This is a genomic window from Streptomyces sp. NPDC007264, from assembly GCF_042869095.1.
In the GTDB taxonomy this organism is placed as follows: Bacteria; Actinomycetota; Actinomycetes; order Streptomycetales; family Streptomycetaceae; genus Streptomyces.
Genome location: NZ_JBIAFD010000017.1, coordinates 147,906 through 165,711 on the forward strand (window position 1 = coordinate 147,906; position 17,806 = coordinate 165,711).

General features: G+C 71.9%; 17 protein-coding genes. 14 read left to right on the top strand and 3 right to left on the bottom strand.

The window, feature by feature from the left end; all coding sequences use genetic code 11:
• Positions 1-14 precede the first annotated feature (14 nt).
• Complete coding sequence (locus ACFYMU_RS26445) at positions 15-1,277, top strand: sensor histidine kinase (protein ID WP_388377921.1); 1,263 nt, start codon at positions 15-17, stop codon at positions 1,275-1,277.
• A complete protein-coding gene (locus ACFYMU_RS26450) occupies positions 1,277-1,948 on the top strand; it encodes a response regulator (protein WP_388377924.1) in 672 nt (223 codons plus the stop codon). Before ACFYMU_RS26445 ends, ACFYMU_RS26450 begins: the two co-directional genes overlap by 1 nt.
• Positions 1,949-2,311: 363 nt before the next feature.
• Here the strand turns inward: ACFYMU_RS26450 and ACFYMU_RS26455 are convergent, their stop codons facing one another.
• Positions 2,312-3,247: a dihydrodipicolinate synthase family protein gene (locus tag ACFYMU_RS26455; protein WP_388377927.1), complete on the bottom strand. Its 936-nt coding sequence runs from the start codon at positions 3,245-3,247 to the stop codon at positions 2,312-2,314.
• 567 nt (positions 3,248-3,814) lie between these two features.
• Here ACFYMU_RS26455 and ACFYMU_RS26460 point away from each other — a divergent pair.
• On the top strand, positions 3,815-4,210 hold the full coding sequence (locus tag ACFYMU_RS26460) for a protein phosphatase (protein ID WP_388378017.1): 396 nt from the start codon (positions 3,815-3,817) through the stop codon (positions 4,208-4,210).
• 44 nt (positions 4,211-4,254) lie between these two features.
• Here the strand turns inward: ACFYMU_RS26460 and ACFYMU_RS26465 are convergent, their stop codons facing one another.
• On the bottom strand, positions 4,255-4,788 hold the full coding sequence (locus ACFYMU_RS26465; protein WP_388377930.1) for a GNAT family N-acetyltransferase: 534 nt from the start codon (positions 4,786-4,788) through the stop codon (positions 4,255-4,257).
• A gap of 264 nt (positions 4,789-5,052) precedes the next feature.
• On the opposite strand from ACFYMU_RS26465, the gene ACFYMU_RS26470 reads away from it, so the two are divergent.
• The 11 genes from ACFYMU_RS26470 (at position 5,053) to ACFYMU_RS26520 (ending at position 16,613) form a co-directional block, all read left to right on the top strand.
• Positions 5,053-5,841, top strand: a complete 789-nt coding sequence (locus ACFYMU_RS26470) for an SCO2525 family SAM-dependent methyltransferase (protein ID WP_388377933.1) — start codon at positions 5,053-5,055, stop codon at positions 5,839-5,841.
• A 73-nt stretch (positions 5,842-5,914) separates the two neighbouring features.
• A complete protein-coding gene (locus ACFYMU_RS26475; RefSeq protein WP_388377936.1) occupies positions 5,915-7,756 on the top strand; it encodes an SCO2524 family protein in 1,842 nt (613 codons plus the stop codon).
• 2 nt (positions 7,757-7,758) lie between these two features.
• Positions 7,759-8,676, top strand: a complete 918-nt coding sequence (locus ACFYMU_RS26480; protein WP_388377938.1) for an SCO2523 family variant P-loop protein — start codon at positions 7,759-7,761, stop codon at positions 8,674-8,676.
• Positions 8,673-9,653, top strand: a complete 981-nt coding sequence (locus ACFYMU_RS26485) for an SCO2522 family protein (protein WP_388377941.1) — start codon at positions 8,673-8,675, stop codon at positions 9,651-9,653. The genes ACFYMU_RS26480 and ACFYMU_RS26485 overlap by 4 nt, the downstream gene beginning before the upstream one ends.
• Position 9,654: 1 nt before the next feature.
• Positions 9,655-10,623, top strand: coding sequence for an SCO2521 family protein (locus ACFYMU_RS26490; RefSeq protein ID WP_388377944.1), 969 nt, complete (start codon positions 9,655-9,657; stop codon positions 10,621-10,623).
• A 37-nt stretch (positions 10,624-10,660) separates the two neighbouring features.
• Positions 10,661-11,689, top strand: a complete 1,029-nt coding sequence (locus ACFYMU_RS26495; protein WP_388377947.1) for a DUF6879 family protein — start codon at positions 10,661-10,663, stop codon at positions 11,687-11,689.
• Between the two features lie 109 nt (positions 11,690-11,798).
• Complete coding sequence (locus ACFYMU_RS26500; RefSeq protein ID WP_388377950.1) at positions 11,799-12,020, top strand: hypothetical protein; 222 nt, start codon at positions 11,799-11,801, stop codon at positions 12,018-12,020.
• 47 nt (positions 12,021-12,067) lie between these two features.
• Complete coding sequence (folE, locus tag ACFYMU_RS26505; protein WP_388377952.1) at positions 12,068-12,604, top strand: GTP cyclohydrolase I; 537 nt, start codon at positions 12,068-12,070, stop codon at positions 12,602-12,604.
• A 114-nt stretch (positions 12,605-12,718) separates the two neighbouring features.
• Positions 12,719-13,354, top strand: coding sequence for an NUDIX hydrolase (locus ACFYMU_RS26510; protein WP_388377955.1), 636 nt, complete (start codon positions 12,719-12,721; stop codon positions 13,352-13,354).
• A 5-nt stretch (positions 13,355-13,359) separates the two neighbouring features.
• Positions 13,360-14,958: an MFS transporter gene (locus ACFYMU_RS26515; RefSeq protein ID WP_388377958.1), complete on the top strand. Its 1,599-nt coding sequence runs from the start codon at positions 13,360-13,362 to the stop codon at positions 14,956-14,958.
• A gap of 227 nt (positions 14,959-15,185) precedes the next feature.
• The gene (locus ACFYMU_RS26520) at positions 15,186-16,613 is read left to right on the top strand and encodes a selenium-binding protein SBP56-related protein (protein WP_388377961.1); all 1,428 of its coding nucleotides are present in this window, start codon (positions 15,186-15,188) and stop codon (positions 16,611-16,613) included.
• Between the two features lie 117 nt (positions 16,614-16,730).
• Here the strand turns inward: ACFYMU_RS26520 and ACFYMU_RS26525 are convergent, their stop codons facing one another.
• The gene (locus ACFYMU_RS26525) at positions 16,731-17,648 is read right to left on the bottom strand and encodes a recombinase family protein (protein WP_388377964.1); all 918 of its coding nucleotides are present in this window, start codon (positions 17,646-17,648) and stop codon (positions 16,731-16,733) included.
• Between the last annotated feature and the right edge of the window lie 158 nt (positions 17,649-17,806).

A 17,806-nucleotide genomic window follows, 5' to 3' on the forward strand; every position in this document is an offset into this window, starting at 1 on the left:
CCCCGTACCGGAGGATGAACCCCGTGCAGGCACTCACCGTCGCGGCCACCCACCGCATCGCCGGCCGGCTGCGCGCCGGCGTCGCCCGTATGTCCGGCGCTCCCTCCCCGCACGCCGTGCGCAACGACGCGTACCGCGCGGCCGCCCTCCTCGCGCTGTCCGCCGCCACGGCCCTGACGTTCGGCGACGGGCGGCGCCCCGACACGCTCGGCTGGGCGCTGCTGACGTGCGGCCATGTGCCCCTCGCGTGGCGGCGGGCGCGGCCGCTGGCCGTGCTGCTCGCGGTCGTCGCCTTCCTGGGCCCGTACCACGCGCTCGCCTTCCGCCACAGCGCGGGCACCGGCCCCGCCATGGTCGCCCTCTACACCGTCGCCGTGACCGGCACCGCCCGCCGCACGCTCATCACGGGCGCGTGCGTCGTCGGCCTCGCGGTCACCGTGAACGCCCTGGTCGCCCCGCGCCAGGTCGTCGAGATCCTGCGGATCTCCGGGTGGATCATCTCCGTGCTCCTGCTCGGCGGATACGTCCGCGTCCACCGCCAGTACGTCGCCTCCGTCGTCGAACGCGCCGAACGGGCCGAGCGCACCCGCGAGGAGGAGGCACGGCGCCGGGTCGCCGAGGAACGGCTGCGGATCGCCCGTGACCTGCACGACCTGCTCGCGCACAGCATCACCCTCATCGGTGTGCAGACCTCGGTGGCCGCGCACGTCCTGGCCGCGGACCCCGAGCGCCTCGACCGGAAGGCGGTGGCCCGGGCGCTCGACGACATCGCCGAGACCTGCCGCGCCGCGCGCGGCGAACTGCGCGGCACGCTGGAGGTGCTGCGGGAGCCGGACGCCGGCCACGACGGGCACGGGCCGCTCCCCACCCTGGCCGGGGTGGCCGACCTGGTGTCCGCGGCGCGCGGCGCCGGCGCGAGGGTGGAGCTGACCGTCGAGGCGGGCGCCGTCCCGTCCGCGGTGGGCGCCGCCGCGTTCCGGATCGCCCAGGAGGCGCTCACCAACGCGGTACGGCACGGGGGAGCGGACGCACGGATACGGGTGGCGCTGCGGGCCGTGAGCGGGACCGGCGCCGGGGCCGGGACGCTGAGGGTCGCGGTGACGGACGACGGGGCCGGCGCGGGCGCCGCCCCCGCGGCCGCCCCCGGTTTCGGTCTCGTGGGCATGCGCGAGCGCGCCCGCAGCGTCGGCGGCACCCTCCACGCCGGTCCGCGCGCCGAGGGCGGCTTCGAGGTGACCGCCGTCCTTCCCCTGGCCCCCGTCGAAGGGCCGGCGTGATGACCATCCGCGTGCTCCTCGCCGACGACCAGACCCTCGTGCGCGCCGCGTTCGCCATGCTCGTCGAGTCCGCGGGCGACATGGAGGTGGTGGGACAGGCCGCCACCGGGCGCGAGGCCGTCGAGCTGGCCCGCTCCGCGCGGGCCGACCTCGTCGTGATGGACCTGCGCATGCCCGATCTGGACGGTATCGAGGCGACCCGGCGCATCGCCGCCGACGAGGACCTCGCCGGGGTCAGGGTCCTCGTGCTGACCACGTACGACACCGACGAGCACATCGTCGAGGCGCTGCGCGCCGGCGCCTCCGGCTTCCTCGTGAAGGACACCCGGCCGGCCGAACTCCTCGCCGCCATCCGCACGGTGGCCGCCGGCGACGCTCTGCTGTCGCCCGGTCCCACCGCCCGCCTCATCGCCCGGCTCCTGCGCAGCCCCGCCCTGCCCGAGCCGGCGGGCGGGCCCGAGTGCCTCACCGAACGCGAGCGCCAGGTGCTGACGCTGGTGGCGCGCGGGCTCACCAACTCCGAGATCGGCGAGGCACTGGGGCTCAGCCCGCTCACCGCCAAGACCCATGTCAGCCGCATCATGGGCAAGCTCGGCGCCCGCGACCGGGCACAACTGGTCGTCGTCGCCTACGAGTCGGGGCTCGTCACTCCCGGTGTCCTTCCGGGGTGACCGACGGCCCGTCGGACACGTGTGCCCCCTGCCTCCACGACCTGGGACGACGGCTGGGCCCCGTCGCCGGGGCCAGGCCGGTCGCAGGTCGCGACGCCGGGAGGATCCGAACGGCGCGGCCGTCGGGGCGCTGGTGCTGTGGCGGGGAAGGTTTGCCGGAAGCTCGCGGCGTCCGGTGCCGGGGGCACCTCCCGCGCCCCTCGGGCTGCGGGGGAGCATCGCAAGGCGGAGTGTCGCCCGCGTACTGGATGTACGCGGGTGATGCGACAACGCGGCGGTGGGGGCCCCTCCCGCGCGAGCGCAGCCGAGCGTGGGGGAGCCGTGCCGGGCGTCGCGAGCCGGTGAACCTTCCCGGTCACAGCACTAGAGCAGACCGGCCGCCGCCAGGTGCTTCCCCACGCGTTCCATCTCCCTCTCCGACAGGGGCACCTGCGGCTGGGCCGTCAGCGGGCAGGCGATCACGCCCCGCAGGTACAGCGCCGCCTTGAACGCCCCCAGCCCCGACGAGTTCGCGCCCATGCGGGCCGGGTCGCCGACGCCCGTCATCCCGTACAGCGCGCACAGCCGCTCCTGCTCCGCCCTCGCCGCGTCCCAGTCGCCCGCACGGCACAGGCGGTCCAGACGGACGTAGCCCTCCGGGTCCACGTTCGCCAGGCCCGGCACGGCCCCGTCCGCGCCCAGCGCCAGGGCCGAGTCGACCACCAGCTCGGATCCCGTCAGCGCGCTGAAGCCCGTGATGCCCTCCCGCGAACGGGCACCCGTGACGACCGCGCGGAAGCCGGCCAGGTCGCCGCTGGAGTCCTTCAGCCCGGCCAGCGTCCCGTCCGCGGCGAGCTCCAGGACCAGCTCGGCGCTCAGCTTCGTGTGGACGGACACGGGGATGTCGTACGCGATCACCGGCACGGGGGAGCGGTCGGCGACCAGCCGGTAGTGGCGGGCGACCTCGGCGGGGTGCGTCCGGGCGTAGAACGGCGCCGTGACGACGACCGCGTCCGCGCCCGCCTCCACCGCGTACGCCACGTGGTCCAGCACGCGCGCCGTCGTCATGTCGATCGCCCCGGCCAGGACCGGGAGCCGGCCGGCCACGTGTGCGACCACCGTCCGTAGCACCAGGCGCCGTTGACGGTCGGTCAGGTAGGCCGCCTCCGAGGACGACCCCAGGACGAACAGGGCGTCCACCCCGCCCGTCACCAGATGGTCCACGAGCCCCAGCAGCGAGGGGACGTCCACCTCGCCTTCCGGTGTCAGAGGGGTGCAGACGGGCGGGACGACACCGGTCAGCGGGGCGGGCAGGGTCATCAGGGCTCCCGGGCGTTCTTCTGGGCGGGTACGTCGGCCGTGGTGGTGGCCGGGGAGGGGTGCGCCGCCTGCCGCACGAGCTCGTGCGTCGGCTCGCCCCCCCCGGACAGGATGGTGGCAGCGGAAGCGGTGCCCGGCGGCCGACGCGCCCGAGAAACCCGGCATCGCGTCGGCACACACCGCGCCCGCCTTCCAGCAGCGGGTACGGAACGGGCACCGCTCGGCGGGCGCGTCAGCCGACGGCACGGTCCCGGGCGGGGGGATCGGGCCGGTCGGATCCAGCGGACCGGGGGTGCCCGTCGATCCGCCGGCGGGGCCGCGGGCTGCGGAGCGCCGGCCCGTTGCCCGCCGCATGCCCTGCCCCGCGCCCGGCCGCGGGGCGACACTGGGACGATGACCGACCACGACCCGCAGACCGGCAGCCGTGCGGCGCACACCGGTGACGCCCGCGCCCGCGAGGCCGCCACCGGCGCCCGCAGCGCCCCCGAAGGACCCGGCGGCCCCACGGGCGGGTCCGCCGACCGGCCCCGGCCGCGGGCGGACTGGGACCCCGACGGCCCCGGTGTCCTGCGGCTGCCGTCCGGGCGGCTCGTGCGCGGGCGGGCGCTGCGCCGGCCGCTGCCGGACGGGCTCGCCCCGTCGTACGCCCTGTACCTCCTCGGCGGCCCGCCGCCCGAGGTGCCCTGGGAGGCCGACTGGCTGCGCTGGCCGGACTTCCGCCTGCCCAGCAGCCGTGCCCGGGCGCGCCGGCTGCTCGCCGGGGCGTGGGCCCGCGCCGCGACCGAGCGCGTCGAGGTCGCCTGCGGCGGCGGTCGCGGCCGCACCGGCACGGCACTGGCCTGCCTCGCCGTGCTGGACGGCGTACCGCCGCGGGACGCCGTGGCGTACGTCCGCGCGCACTACGACCGGCACGCCGTGGAGACGCCCTGGCAGCGGCGGTACGTACGGCGCTTCACTGTCTGAGCGTCCCGGGTCCCACGAGCCCCACGGCCCCCGCACCGTGAGCCTCACAGCCCGAGCGTCATGATGAGCCGGTCCTCCCCTGCTCCGAAGTAGTCCTCGCGGACGCCCTCCTCGGACGAGAAGCCCAGCGAGCGGTACAGCGTGATCGCCGCGTCGTTGGCCGGCTCGACCGTCAGCCGCACCTCGCGGACGCTCTCGGCGCGCAGCCGGCGCAGCACCTCGAGCATCAGCCGCCGGCCCAGCCCCCGCCCCCGCTGGTCGCGGGTGACACCGAGGCTGACGATCCAACCCCGGTACCTGTCCGGTGAGATGACGAACAGGACGTAGCCGTGCAGGCGCTGCCCGTCGTCGAGGACGAGCAACTGGTCGGCGTGCAGGTCGAAGAGCTGGCGGAGCACGAAGTAGGGATAGGGGTCGTCGGGGAACGCCTCCCTGTCGACGCGGACGAGTTCGGGCAGATCCTCCTCCGTGACCCCCCTCATCGTCAGTGTCCGGTCGACGAGCCCCGGATCGTGGAACACCGCCGGCCCCGTCCGGCCCCCGTGCGAAGAGAAACGTTCCTGTGGAAACGCAGCCATACCGCCCCCCAGCGGGAAGGAGTCAAGGACACGTTGACACCCGTACGGGTGGTACGGGTGGGACGCGTGATCTCTGCCTTTCGAGTGCGTTCGGCAGAGTTCCGACCATCTTCAGCGGGGTGATCTGGCCGTTCAAGGCGGGATCAGGTCCAAAAAGCGATTCGCCCCGATGCGCCCCCGGTGCGCCCCATGTGCCGTAGTCGCGTCTCATGACATTCTGCCGGAGGGGATCCGTGCGGTCCCGGGCGTTGGTACCGTAAGCCAATGACCTTGAGATCGTCGGGGGATACTCAACTGAATGCGGACGTATCGTGGGCCGCATTCGACCCCATCGCCTACGTAGATCACAATTACCGCGACCTGCAGGCAGAGGACGCGGAGATCCTCCACATCGTACGCGATCATTTCGGCGGTCATTTTCGAACGCCGCCCGCCGGACCGGTTTCCGGTATCGACGTGGGCGCCGGCGCGAACCTCTATCCCGCACTCGCCATGCTGCCGTGGTGCGACGAGATCACCCTCCTGGAGCGGTCAACCGCCAATGTGCGCTACCTGGAGAGCCAGGTCGACTCCTACGACACCAACTGGGACCAGTTCTGGCGCGTCCTGTGCAAGAACGACGTGTACGGCACCCTGGACATGGACCCCAGGGCGAAGTTCCGCGACGTCGTCCGGGTCCGGCCGGGCAACCTCTTCGACCTGGTGCGCCACGAGGGGCAGTGGTCCATGGGGACCATGTTCTTCGTCGCGGAGTCGATGACCACCTCCCACAAGGAGTTCGCCCGGGGCGTCGAGTGCTTCCTGCGCGCCCTGGCCCCCGGCGCGCCCTTCGCCGCCGCGTTCATGGAGCATTCCATGGGGTATCACGCGGGTGAGCATTTCTTCCCCGCGTGCGACGTGGGAGAGTCGGACGTGCACGAGAGTCTGGCGCCTTTCGCCGGAGAGTTCGAGACCACGCGGCTGAAGGCGTCGGCCGCTCTCCGCGAGGGGTATTCGGGAATGATCGTCGCCTGGGGCCGCAGGAATTCGGAGTCCGACATTCCGGCCGGCTGAGGGAGCGATGCTTCGACAAGAGAACAGGGAATTCACCGAGCTGATGGCAGCGCGGCCTGTGTGAGGGGCATGGATGCAGATCAAGCCACGCCAGCATCTACTGGACATCTGGCAGGCGATCGCCCGCCACTCCTTCGACGGCGGGGAGTGGGCATGGGGCAAATGGGGCGGAGAGAGCAGCGTCGCCGACGCGGAGCGACTGCTCTGCCTCCTGTACCCGGCCACCGAGATCCCGGCCTTCCGGCTGGACGACCCGGACACCACGCAGGACGACGTCCAGCAGACGATGCGGAAGGCCGGCGGCCGGCTGGAGATCCCCGCGAACCTCGTCGCCGCGGCCGCCGAGTTCATGGGCATGCACACCGGAGAGGACAAGAGGCCGACGTTCGCCGGCGGCTACTACTTCTCCTCCAGGGACAAGGACCGGGACCTCACCAAGGAGCAGCGTGAACTCGGGGTCGTCGACTCGTTCTCGATGTCCGTCACCCTCTGCCTGGCCACGCTCGGCTTCCTCAAGGTCTACGAGTCCAAGACCCGCCGCAGCGACGTCCTGGAGACGATCCAGGAACTGAGGATCGCCACCAGCACCCGGCTCACCGCCGCCATGGTCAGCCTGCTGCGCTCCTTCACCGTCAACGTCTTCGACACCGACTCCTCCCAGGGCCGCACGCTGAGCGAACTCCTCGGTCAGGGACGGTTGTCGCAGCGGCACGTGGTGCAGAAGTTCCAGCGCCGCTTCCGCGCGCTGCGCGCCGCCATCGGGGAGAGCCTCGTCCTCGGCCTCGAGGTCGAGGAGGGACTCAAGGACGAGAGCCGGTTCTTCGAGTGCGGCTGGGGCTGGAGCATCATCAACAGCGCCCCCGAGGTGGAGACCGACGAACCGATCGGGACGCAGCCCGAGGGCGTCGCCAACGCGGTGCCGTACCTGTACTTCACCGTCGTCGCCCTCGACGGCATCCAGGACCTGTTCTCCGACCGCACCCTCACCCTGGGCCTGCTCAACCCCGAACAGCAGAAGCTCGCCGAGGCGTTACGCCTTCGATGGGAGATCACCCAGCAGTTCTGGTCGGGCATCGCGCGCTTCGACACCGACCGCTGGCCCCTGGAGGACATCCCCTGGCGCACCACGGGCCAGAAGCTGGAATCGGAGTACTTCTCCCTCTCCGTCGCCGCCATCCTCATCCACGACCTGATGCGCCGCCGGGCCACCGACGACGACCTGACCCGCACCGTCAGGGTCATGGAACGCCTCGCCGAACGCGGCCGCATCACCAGCCGCATGACCCGCGACGACCCCATGGTCCGGCTGCACAACCCCGGCGTCACCCTCCCGTTGCAGGGCAGCGAACGCATCGGCCCGCCCATGCAGTGGACCATGACCGACTTCTCGGCACAGATGCTCAAGCGGACCATCCAGCTGTGCACGCTCTCCCGCAACCTCGAGTCGCACGACCGGCTGCTGAGGCTCGCCGAGGACATTTTCGGTCACGTGTGGCGCCGCCGCCTGCGCGACGGCGAGGCCGTCGGCCTGTGGGACAACGTCCACGCCGCCTACCCGGACTCCCCGTCCCTCGACGTACCGGTGTCCTGGAGCATCACCGAACGCGTCACCGAGGCGATGGTCCAGGTCCAGGAGATGTACAAGCAGCCGCCGATCCGCAGCACGAAACTGACCGACATCGCCCAGGCGCTGCTGAGCGAGTCCACGCACCTCCTCGGCAACGAGCAGATGGAGCCCGCGCCCGCCGCCCAGGGCAACCGCGGCCTCGAACTCAGGGGCATCGAGGTCAAGTTGCGCCGGGCCCGCACACTCGTGGACGACCAGCCCGGTACCGCCTGCGCGTTGGCCCTCGACGTCCTCGGACAGCTGGACGCCCTGGCCCGGGCCCGCGAAGCCGCGGGTCAGGGGGTGTAGCCGTGCTCCTGTTCGCGGCCTCCGACAAGGGAGGCACGGGCCGCTCCGTCACCAGCGCCAACCTCGCGTACCACCGGGCGCTGGCCGGCGACGACGTCTGCTACCTGGACTTCGACTTCGGCTCCCCGACCGCGTCGGCCGTCTTCGACGTGCCCGACGCACGCCAGGCCGCCGAGGACCGGGGACTGCACTCCTATCTGGTGGGCGACGTCGGCGAACCGGCCCGCATCGACGTCTGGTCCGACACCGAGCACCGGGTGCTGCGCAACCGGCCTCCGGGATCCGGCCGCCTGGTGCTGATGCCCGGCGACCTCAGCGGCGGGGAGTTCGCCACCGGCGACGACAACCTGCGCCGGTGCGTGGACCTCCTGCTGCGGCTCAACAGCGAGTTCGACCTGATCGTCATCGACCTCAGCGCCGGCCGCAGCTACGCCGTCGACATGGTCCTGGAGGCCACCGCGCAGCGCGAGATGAGCGGCGTGCAGTTCCGCTGGCTCGTCTTCCACCGCTGGACCCGCCAGCACGTGGCCGCCGCCGCGAGCCTGGTCTTCGGCAGGCGCGGCATCGTCGCCGGAGGCGTGGCCCGCGGCCACGACGAGGACGCGCTGCGCGCCGTGATCCGCTTCGTACGGGCCGCCGTCCCCGACCCCGAGTCACCGCTGTGGTCCCAGGTGTCGGCCACCCAGTCGGCGTGGATGCGCGAGTGCGACCGGGACCTCAAGCAGCTCGCCTCCACCCAGGGCATCGGCTACAGCCTGGTCCTCGGCTCCGTGCCCCTGGAGCCCGTCCTGCAGTGGCGCGAACAGCTCATCACGGACGAGGACGTGCTCGACAGCCAGATCGCCAACAGGGAGACCTGGGAGGCGCTGAGCGAGCTGGCCGGACGGCTCACCGACGACAAGTACTGGGAGCAGCCGTGACGGACGCCGTGTTCCGCGAGACCACCGCAGAGCCCCGCACCCAGTTCGTCCCGCTGTCCCACCTCTCCCTGGAGCTCGGCCACCTCTACATGGAGGACTTCGAGGCCGGCCCCGAGCGGCTGCGCGAGCACTTCGCCGAGGTACGGATCTGGGTGGACGCCGCCCGGGCCGCCGCCGCCCGCCGCGCCGGCGGCAAGCGGCCCCGCATCAGCACCTGCTTCCTCGTCGACGACTACTTCACCCGCTTCTCCACACCCGCCGAACTCGTCCCCGTGATCCTCGAAGAGGCCCGGCGCGCCGGACTCGTCGTCGACTACCTCGCCCGTGAGTCGGGCTGCGCCGTCGCCGACAAGGTCGAGCTGGCCGAGGCCGTGATGCACCGCCTGGTCGAGTCGCCGCCGCCGGGCAGCCACGGCTCCCGCCCGCCCGTCAGCCAGACCGGCTGGCTCGCCAACGGGCAGCGCAGCCCGACCTCCCGCCGCGCCATGGAGGTCACCGTCTGGCAGCCGCCCCAGGAGACCGCGGCCCGCAACCACTCCGTGTTCATGGACGTCGAGCTGTGGTCGGAGAAGGACGGACAGCGCCTGTGGTCCTGCCCGTTCCTCGCCGCCGTCTGGCAGCTGGCCCGCCTCGGCCTGCTGCGCCACCTCGGTGAGCCCGTGTTCACCCCGCGCCCCTGGAACGGCGCCGACTTCCCGTACGACTGGGACCGGCTGCCGCCGCTGATCCAGCTCAACGCCGACGCGGCTCCCTTCAGCGCCTACCGCACCTGCACCCTGATGCCGAACCGCTTCCTGGCCGTCGAGGACGCCGTCCGGCTCATCCTCGACCAGACGGACGTCGACGCGGGCGCGCTGCGGCAGGTGGCCGAGCGCTCGGCGCGCGAGGGCGCCGAGGTGCCGGCGGCCGTCGCGCAGCGCGCCACCTACGTGTTCTACGAGGAGCCCGTGCCCGCCCTCTCCGCCGGGGAGACCTGAGATGCCGGCCCCCGGACCCTCGGCCCGCCCGGTCCTCGCCTGCGGTGAGGTGCGCACCGGTCTGCTGCCGTCCTTCCAGGCGCTGGACGGCCGGGCCGCCGCCCAACTGCTGCGGCTGCGCGCCGACGAACAGGTCCGCGTCTCCGAGCGGCCCAACCTGTACGCGCTCTCCCCGGAGATCCTCACCGGAGTGGACTGCCGGCTGCCCACCTCGAACGGCGCCAAGGTGCGCGGCGTCGGCACGGTGGCCGCCCGCGCCGCGCTCACCGAGGGCCGTGTCCTGCAGGCCACCGCCTACTTCAGCGCCCCGGCCGCCGGGCCCGACATGCGCCGGCCCTGGGGTCACTACCTCGTCAGGCCCGGCCTGGTCGAACCCTTCGGAAAGCTTCCGGAGCAGGCCACCGCCGAGGGCGTGCTCCAGGGCGGCGGACGCGGCGAACTGGACCTCGGGGCGATCGCCGAGGGCCTGTTCGCCCAGGTGGTGCGCCATCCGCTGCTGGACCACAAGGCACCCTTCAAGTCCCGGCGCACCCATCTGCGCTGGGCCGCACGGCGTGCCCCGCAGGGCGAGGGGCCGTCACTGGAGCGCTTCACGCTCGCCGAGGACGGGCTGCGGACCGTGGAGCTGCGACTGCCGCAGGACACCCCGGCCGCCGCGGCGGCGGGCCTGTGCGAGGACCTCGCCCTGCACGACTGGCTGCTGACGACCGTCGTGCACATGCTCGACAGCAGCAGGCTCGGCGCGGCGGACGGCCCCTCGGCCGTCCTGGCCCTGCGCCCGGCCGTCGATCACCTGCTGCATCTGTGGATGCCGCGCGCCCACGTGGACCGCACGCTGGGTCACCTGTGGGACGTGCTGGAACGGGAACCGGGGTTCACCCGCCAGTGGCGGACCCTGGTCCAGCGCATCCGCGACCAACTGGCCGTCCAGGCCGTTCCGTTGCTGCACGAGGCGCTGAGCACGCGCTGAAGGGCGGCACCACGACACACCGACGGGGGAGGCTCACATGAACGGAGCATCGACAGGGGAAGTCAGGGCCGTGCCGAGGAACCAGGAGCAGACGCAGATACCGAAGCTCCTCAGGAAGACACTGTTCACGGTCCTGGTCGCCGGCGGCACCTGGGTCCTGACCAGTGTGCTGAACCAGGACAAGAACCAGGTGTGGCAGCTGACCGTGTCCGTCGTCCTCGGCGGCGCCGCGCTGATCATCCAGTACCTCGTGGAGTTCGAGCAGCGGCTGGAGACCATGGAGGCGGGCCACAAGAAGCGCATCCGCGAGATGAAGGACAGCCTGGCCGAGCACCACGCGCAGATGCGCGCGGCCGTCGACGAGAGCTTCGCCAAGATCAACGACGCCACGGAGCTGTTCAGCCAGGTGGACCGGTCGGTGCTCCGCTCCGACGGGGTGACCCGGCTGGCCCGCAAGTACACCCAGGTGGGCGAGCACGGTTCGGAGATCGTCAAGACCTTCGCGCAGGAGGAGATAGGCCGGCTCGCCTCGCTGATGGAGAGCCTCAGCAACGGCAGCGCCGACTGCCCCGGTGAGAACCACGACTGGCTGATCGACCTGACCACCTGCGCCAAGAGGACGGTGTACGCGACCAGCACCTCGGTGGACCGCGACTTCTGGTTCAGCGAGCCCGCGAACCGCTATCTGAAGGCGCAGGAGGAGGCGATCAAGCAGCGCGGTGTCGAGGTGCGGCGGCTGTTCCTCGTCAGCAGGCCCGAGGAGCGCACGGAAAGCCTTGAACGTCTGTGCGACCGGCACCGGGAGTTCGGCATCGACGCCCGCATCGCGGTCCGGTCGCTGCTGCCGCCGCGCGCCCAGGTGACCCCGCTCAACGACTTCATCATCTTCGACGGGGAACTGTCCTACGAGACCGAGCCGGACGTGGAGATCGTGCCCGCCAAGACCACGCTGAAGATGACGCGGCAGCACGTCGAGGAGCGGATCAACCGGTTCAACGTGTTGTGGGAGGCCACGGCGCCCACCGATCCGGACCCCGAGCCCGAACCGAGCACGGCGACCGGCTGAACCGTACGAGGCGGCTCCGTCGCGGCGGCCCACGCCCCGCGACGGCGGCCGCCGCTGCCGTTCGGCGACCCGCCACGCCGCGGGCAGCGGCTCGGCAGCCGCCGGGAGAGTGACAGATCACTCCGACATCTCCGACAAGTTGCGTGCCCCGGAAAAAGGCGGGCAGCATGGCACAGTCAGCACGAAGCTGCTGTTCACAGCACGTGCGTACGCGCTTCTGACTCTGGTCGACAACAGCGACCGATCCCATCGGAACGTCGTGATCGAGTTCCCCGGCGTGATCGAGTTCCTCGGCAACCGCTTTCGCGGAGCCGGCCGCGGGCCGACCTGAAACAGCAGCACTCAAGGCGCCCACGGGCGTCCATCAGGAGGTGTTTCATGAGCAGCATCGCCGAGTGGCTCGAACAGAACGTCACCACCGACAAGCGCGCGCTCGACTGGTATCAGGAACCGGAATGCGAACCCCGTATCGTACGGGCCTACCGCGAACTGCTGAGCGGCTACGAGATCGACACCTCGACCATCCTCAAGACGACGGTCGAGATCAAGGGCGAGCACGCCGGCGTGGTCCGCGTGCACGACATCAACTACTACTCGATCTGCGCGCACCACTTCCTGCCCTTCTACGGCAAGGTGGCGATCTCGTACGTGCCCGGCGACCGGATCCTGGGCCTCGGCAAGTTCCCCCGGCTGGTACAGGCGTTCAGCCGCAGGTTCCAGATCCAGGAGCACCTCGTGAAGGACATCGCCGAGGAGATCATGACCTCCGGCGGCGCGCGGGCGGCACGGGTCGTCTCCACCGGCCGGCACATGTGCATGTGCAGCCGCGGCCCGTCCGACCAGACGGTGATCACCGACACCTCCTACGTCGCGGGCGACAAGGAGCTCTTCCTCCGCTACGGCCTGGACGACTGACGGCCCGTCGGTCCGACGCACCCGGCTTCGCGCACAGGACACCGAACCGTCCACCGCGCGAAGCCGCGCCGTCCGGCACGCCCGTGACGGAGGGCCGGAGATCGGTGATGAGGCATGAAACTGGACTTCCTTCCGCCGCACGCGCTCAACGACGGCGCCGAGCACCACTACTGCCTGCGCTGCCACGGCGAGCCGGTGGAATGGCGCACGACGGACGGCCGGCGGCACTGCGTGTGCCCCGCCTGCGGCCACACCGCCGACCGGGCGCTGGTGCTCGATCCCGCGGTCCGGTGGTGGACGGACGCCGAGGGCGAGTACTGGCACGAGACGGCGGGCGTGTTCGTCCGTGACGTCCGCGGCCGCCTTCTGTTCTTCGACCGCACGGCATTCCCCTTCGGCCTGACGATTCCCGCCGGGCACGTCGAGTGCGGCGAGCACCCCGGCGAGGCGGCGGCGCGCGAGCTCCGCGAGGAGACCGGCATCGCCGGCACACGGCTGGAGCACCTGGCCCGCGTCCCGGTACCCGGTGACGGCTGCCGCCGCGGCGCCGACGCGCATCTGTGGCACGTCTACCGGACCGCCGACGCGGTGGACCCGGGCCTCACGGTGCACCTCGGCCCGGAGGGCACCTCGGCCGTCTGGCTCACCCCCGAGGAGGCACTGAACCATCCGGTTCCGGTCATCCACGCCGTACGCCGTGTGCTGGACGCGTACCGGGGCACGCCGCTCCCTTCCCGAGCGGCCGGTTGACGCCGGTGGCCCAGCGCACGTCAGGGGCCCGCGCCGGGGCTCCGGCGCGGGCCGGACGACGGGAATGGACCGGACTGGCCGTCCTCGCGCTGCCGACGATGCTCATCGGTCTCGACATGACCGTGCTGCACCTGGCCGCGCCCTACCTCAGCGAACGACTGCATCCGAGCACCGCGGAACTGCTGTGGATCATCGACATCTACGGCTTCATGGTCGCCGGCTTCCTCGCCACCATGGGCACGCTCGGAGACCGGATCGGGCGCCGCAGGCTCCTGCTCTCGGGTGCCGCCGCCTTCGCCGCGGCCTCGCTGCTCGCCGCCTGCTCGTCCGGGGTGGCGATGCTCATCGTCTCGCGCGCGCTGCTCGGGGTCGCGGGGGCCACGTTGATGCCCTCGACCCTCTCCCTGATCAGCAACATGTTCCGCGACCCGAGGCAGCGGCGGCTCGCGGTCGCGGTCTGGATGACCAACTTCAGCATCGGCGGCATGATCGGTCCGCTGATCGGCGGGCTGTTCCTGGAGCACTTCTGGTACGGCTCGGTGTTCCTGCTCGGGGTGCCGGTCGGCATCGTCCTGCTGATCGCAGGGCCGCTGCTGCTGCCCGAGTTCCGCGACCCGCGGGCCGGACGGCTCGATCCGCTCAGCGCCGCCCTGTCCATCGCGACGGTGCTGCCGGTGGTCTACGGCTTCAAACAGATCGCCCAGCACGGCCTCCGCGCACTGCCGCTGCTGAGCATGGTCGCGGGACTCTGCCTCGGCGCGGTCTTCGTGCGCAGACAGTTGCGGCTCGCCGACCCCATGCTCGACCTGCGGCTGTTCTCCCGCCCGGCGTTCGGGGTGTCCCTGGCCGGGCTGACCCTGGGGCTCTTCGCGGTGACCGGCACGCAGTTCCTGCTCCTGCAGTACTTCCAGCTGGTGCTGGGCCTTTCCCCCCTGGCGACCGGGCTGTGGACACTGCCCGCGGTGGCGGCGGGGGTGGTGGGCGCGCTGCTGGCCCCGCTCGCCGCGAACCGGACGAACCCGCTCTGGATCATGTCGGGCGGGTTCCTGCTGTCCGTGCCGGGCCTGGTGCTGCTCACCCGGACCGGCACGGCATCCGGACCGGTCCCCGCCGTCGTCGCCTTCGCCATCGCCTCCTTCGGCATCCAGGCGGCGCTCGCCCTCACCAACGACGTGATCATCGGCAGTGCCCCGCCCGAACGCGCCGGCAACGCCTCGGGCGTCGGGGAGACCGGCGCGAACCTCGGCGAGGCGCTGGGGGTGGCCGTCGCCGGGTCCGTCGCCGCGGCCGTGTACCGGGCGACGATGGACGGGGGCGGTCTTCCGGGCCGTATCGGACCCGACCTCACCGAGGCCGCCCGCGCCACCCTGGGAGGCGCCGCCGAGGTCGCCGGCCGGCTGCCGGAGCGACTGGGCGACGAACTCCTCACGCTCGCCCGCAGGGCCTTCACGGACGGCCTGCACGCGGCGGCCCTGCTCAACATCGGCGTCCTGCTGGCCCTGACCGCGGCCCACCTGACCCTGCTGCGCCACGAGACGGCACACCGGGACGCCAGCGAACTCGACCCGGAACCCCGGGAGGCGGCGGTGCCGGACGGGCGCTGACGGCCGATGGGCGGGCCCGCACGGGTGAGGGCGCGGAGATCTCGGCGGCCTCCGCACATGGTGGCGAGCGTTTCGCCGTCGCCTGCCTTTGCAGTGCTTCCGGGGCCGTGAAACGCTGGTTCTGCGGCACACATGTCCGGCATCCGCACATCGATCCCGAACGGGTGAGCCCGCCTGCCTCTCGCGGGTCTCCGGTTCCAGGCTCCCGTTCGGGAGAAGGAACAGCCATGGCGACCGACCACGCTCACGACCGCGACGACGACAGGGACCCCACCTTGTACCGCACTCCGGCGGACGCCGTCGCCGCGCCCCCGGAGAAGCTCGCCTATGTGGTCGGTTTCGACCCGGCCGCACAGCACGCGGACGCGCTGTTCACCGTCGGCACCGACCCCGGATCCGCCGGGTACGGCCGCGTCATCTCCCACGCGGAGCTGCCCGACCTGGGCAACGAACTGCACCACTTCGGCTGGAACGCCTGCTCGAGCGCGCTGGCGCACGCCGGTCACCATCATGCTGCGCGGCGCTATCTCATCGTCCCGGGACTGCGCTCCTCCCGACTGCACGTCTTCGACACCGGCCCCGATCCCGCCCACCCCCGGCTGGTCAAGGTGATCGGGCCCGAGGAACTGGCCGCCAAGGCCGGATACTCGCGTCCCCACACACTCCACTGCGGCCCCGACGGAGTGTTCCTGTCCTGCCTGGGCGGCGCGGACGGCGCGGACGGGCCCGGCGGCGTCGCCCTGCTGGACCACGAGAGCTTCGACGTGCTGCGCGCCTGGGAGAGCGACCGCGGACCGCAGCGGTTCGCCTACGACGTCTGGTGGCATCTGCGCCAGAACACCGCCGTGACCAGCGAGTGGGGGACCCCGTCGATGATCGAGGACGGCCTCGTCCCGGACCTGCTGCTGCATCGCCGCTACGGACACTCACTGCACTTCTGGGAGCTGGACTCGGGCCGGCACCTGCAGCGCGTCGATCTGGGGGACGAGAACCAGATGGTGCTGGAGCTGCGCCCCGCGCACGACCCCGAGGCATCGTGGGGTTTCACCAACACCGTGGTCGATGTCGAGGACCTGTCGGCGTCGGTGTGGCTGTGGAACCGGGAGGGCGAGGACTTCGTGGTCCGCAAGGTGATCACCGTCCCGGCCGAGCCCGCGCGGGCCGAGGACCTGCCCCCGGCGCTGCAGCCGTTCGGCGCCGTACCCCCGCTGATCACCGATATCGACCTGTCGGTGGACGACCGGTGGCTGTACGTGTCCGCATGGGGAACCGGCGAGCTGCTCCAGTACGACGTGAGCGACCCGTTCCGTCCCCGGCGGACGGCGTCCGTGCGTCTCGGTGGCATCGTCGGGCGGCAGCCGCACCCCGCCGAGCCGGACGTTCCGCTGACCGGCGGAGCGCAGATGGTCGAGCTCAGCCGCGACGGGCGGCGCGTGTACCTGACGAACTCCTTGTACGCCGCCTGGGACGCGCAGTTCTATCCCGAGGGCATCGACCCGTGGATGGTGAGACTCGACGCCGACACCACGCACGGCGGGCTCTCGGCCGACAGCCGTTTCTTCCCGCACGGCCCGGACTTCCTCGGCCTGCGCGTGCACCAGACACACCTGCAAGGCGGCGACGCCTCCTCGGATTCCTACTGCTACAGCCGCTGACCCCAGTGGCGTATCGACGGCCGATGTCCTGGAAGCGAGACGGAAAGCCCCCACTCTTGCTGGCCCGTGGTCCGGCCTCGGGGAACATCGGTACAGCGGTTAACGCTAAGCCGGTGATCATGGTCCGGGCGGTGTGAGCGCGCTGACGCGGTTCTCGTACTCGCGGCGGGCCTTGCGCTGGGCCGGGACAGCTGGAATGCCGTCGAGCGGCTGGCAGCGGGCGAGGAGTCCGAGGTGCACTGCGGGGACCGCAGTCACGCGCAGGGTGTAGCCCTGGCCGCGTCGTACGGTCACCCCCTGGTCGAGCGCTGCCCGCTCGGCGGGCTCCGTCTCGGCAGTGCGGAGGAAGTCGGCGACCTTGCCCGGCATGTCGAGGGTGACCGGCAGCTCCGGGGCGGCGGCGTCCGGCTCGGCGGCCGTGTGCTCGGGCAGGAGGTCGGCGACGGCGGTACGGATCGCGCCGCGGCTGACGCCGTGGTCGCGGGCGAGGGCCGCGATCGAGCGGCCCTCCAGGTACGCGACGCGCACGCTAGCGGTCTTGTCGGCCGGCACGGCGGGGCGGCGGCCCCCTTTGCTGCCCTTGGCCTCGGCGGCCCGCAGCCCGTCGTAGGTCAGCTCGCGCTGGAGGTCGCGCTGAAGTTCGCCGGCGGCGGCGAGGGTCTGCACCATGAACTTCGCCGTGAACAGCAGCTCGCCGGTGCGCGGGTGGCGGGCGGTGAGGTCCATCGCGGAGAACGCGCCGTCGTGGATACGCAGTGCCACCTGGTCGCGGTGCAGGACATCGAGCACGTCGAGGATGTGGCCGGTGCCGCGTACGAGGCGGAACATTTCGGAGATGTGCACGGTGTCGCCCGGCCGCGCGTAGGTGAGCAGCTCGCGGAACTTCGGCCGCTGGAGCGGGTGGAGGCGGCTGGAGGTGCAGCCGTCCTCTTCGAAGACGACCGGGTCCTCGATCCCGGCCTCGTTCAGGACGAGGTTCTGCCGGGCGGTGGACTGCTGGTCGGTCGAGACCCGCTTGTAGACCAGGTTCGCCACTCGGGGCCCCTTCCGTACGGAGGATCGGACCCTATCTGTCGTCAAACCCTGTCAGCAATCACCATCGGATCTGATTGGATTCGCGCCGCCTCGAACCGCCGGATTGCACGGGTTCATTGGACGCGTCGGCGGCCTGTCGTCAAACGTTCGTTTGCCGA

Bases quoted from the DNA above. Each gene is read 5' to 3' on its own strand.
- ACFYMU_RS26445 (WP_388377921.1), top strand. From the start codon at position 15: ATGAACCCCGTGCAGGCACTCACCGTCGCGGCCACCCACCGCATCGCC.
- ACFYMU_RS26450 (WP_388377924.1), top strand. From the start codon at position 1,277: ATGACCATCCGCGTGCTCCTCGCCGACGACCAGACCCTCGTGCGCGCC.
- ACFYMU_RS26455 (WP_388377927.1), bottom strand. From the start codon at position 3,247: ATGACCCTGCCCGCCCCGCTGACCGGTGTCGTCCCGCCCGTCTGCACC.
- ACFYMU_RS26465 (WP_388377930.1), bottom strand. From the start codon at position 4,788: ATGGCTGCGTTTCCACAGGAACGTTTCTCTTCGCACGGGGGCCGGACG.
- ACFYMU_RS26470 (WP_388377933.1), top strand. From the start codon at position 5,053: ATGACCTTGAGATCGTCGGGGGATACTCAACTGAATGCGGACGTATCG.
- ACFYMU_RS26475 (WP_388377936.1), top strand. From the start codon at position 5,915: ATGCAGATCAAGCCACGCCAGCATCTACTGGACATCTGGCAGGCGATC.
- ACFYMU_RS26490 (WP_388377944.1), top strand. From the start codon at position 9,655: ATGCCGGCCCCCGGACCCTCGGCCCGCCCGGTCCTCGCCTGCGGTGAG.
- ACFYMU_RS26495 (WP_388377947.1), top strand. From the start codon at position 10,661: ATGAACGGAGCATCGACAGGGGAAGTCAGGGCCGTGCCGAGGAACCAG.
- folE (WP_388377952.1), top strand. From the start codon at position 12,068: ATGAGCAGCATCGCCGAGTGGCTCGAACAGAACGTCACCACCGACAAG.
- ACFYMU_RS26510 (WP_388377955.1), top strand. From the start codon at position 12,719: ATGAAACTGGACTTCCTTCCGCCGCACGCGCTCAACGACGGCGCCGAG.
- ACFYMU_RS26520 (WP_388377961.1), top strand. From the start codon at position 15,186: ATGGCGACCGACCACGCTCACGACCGCGACGACGACAGGGACCCCACC.